Origin of the sequence: Saccharibacillus sp. CPCC 101409, assembly GCF_030518235.1 — a bacterium.
GTDB lineage: Bacteria > Bacillota > Bacilli > Paenibacillales > Paenibacillaceae > Saccharibacillus.
Window position 1 is genome coordinate 1 of sequence record NZ_JAULSA010000044.1, and the last position, 1,386, is coordinate 1,386.

Sequence of the window (1,386 nt, forward strand, 5' to 3'; positions counted from 1 at the left end):
GGTCAAGTCCATATTTATGTGTAAAAACGAAACTCACTCGCCAATCGGTTAGTCGGCAGCGGACATCGGTTCGTTTGGCTTCGCTTTGGCGTTTCGCCAGATCCAATAATCATGTAGATCCAGATAGCGTTTATCGCCATTCCACTTGTCATCTTGCTCCATCAGTAACGCGCCAAACAAACGGAACACCGACTCGCGGTTGGGAAACACACGAATGACACGCTCACGTCGTCTCAACTCGCCATTGAGTCGTTCAACGGCGTTAGATGTGCGAAGTCGAATCCGAATTCGTGGCGGCAAGCTCAGCACGGCTGTAGCATCGTCAAAGCCTTCTTCCAGCGTCTGCATGGCGTTTGGCGCCTGCTCAGCAAAGTGTTCCAGCGTTTGCTCTAGCAGCTTGCGACCCGTGTCCAGATCGACCGCTTCAAAGATCGTTCGCACACGTAGTTTCATTTCAGGACGTAGAATTTTCGGTGTTTTGTCCAAGATATTTCGCATGAAATGAGTTTGGCATCGTTGCCAGGTCGCGCCCTGGAACTGCGAACGAATCGCTTTGACGAGACCGCCGTGGTGGTCGCTTGTGACTTGGTCCACGCCATGAAGCCCCCGGGCTTTCAGCTGTTCGAAAAAGGCGCCCCAAACGCTCTCTGACTCCGTATCCCCGACCTGCAAGCCTAACAATTCACGGTACCCATTTTCGTTCACGCCTGCGGCTAAAAGGACGCCACGAGAACGCACGCGGCCGTTCTCACGCACCTTGACGTAGAGCGCATCGACCACCAAAAAAGGATATCGCTTCTCGGTTAACGGACGCTCTGCCCAGCTTTTGACCAAGGGGTCAAGTTTTTTGCAGAGTTCGCTCACGGTCGATTTGGAAAAGGATGTTCCGCACAATTCCTCGGTGACTTGCGTGACTTTGCGTGTGGACACGCCGTTTAAAACCATCTCCATGAGCGCTAGAACCAAGGCTTGCTCGCTGCGTTGGTACCGAGCAAACAGCTCCGTCGAAAACTGGCCGTCCCGAAAACGAGGGACCTGCAACGTTAAGGCACCGACACGAGTCGAGAGGGTATGCGGATACGTCCCATTCCGGTAAGCTCGACGTTCGTCGGTTCGTTCGTAGGGCTGCGCTTGAATCTGCTCAGAAGCTTGGGCTTGCAGCACTTGGTTGAGCACCGTTTCGAGCAAAGCCGCCACTCCCTTTTCTCGGGAATCGCCTAAAAAAAGTTGATGCAAAAGGTCGGCATCTACGGTAATCTGATATTGAGTCATGAACAAATTCCTCCTCTACAAGTGGGTCTTCGACAACTTGATTGTAGAGTGAATTTCGTTTCATGACTCTCTTTTTTTTAAGAGGTCATTTTACACAAGTATATGGACTTAATA

1 protein-coding gene is annotated in these 1,386 nt (G+C 51.6%); it reads right to left on the reverse strand.

Features of this window, described 5'->3' with window-relative positions:
- Positions 1-48: 48 nt before the first annotated feature.
- Positions 49-1,272, reverse strand: a complete 1,224-nt coding sequence (locus QWJ34_RS26940) for an IS256 family transposase (protein WP_302732226.1) — start codon at positions 1,270-1,272, stop codon at positions 49-51.
- Positions 1,273-1,386: the final 114 nt, after the last annotated feature.

Bases quoted from the DNA above. Each gene is read 5' to 3' on its own strand.
- QWJ34_RS26940 (WP_302732226.1), bottom strand. From the start codon at position 1,272: ATGACTCAATATCAGATTACCGTAGATGCCGACCTTTTGCATCAACTT.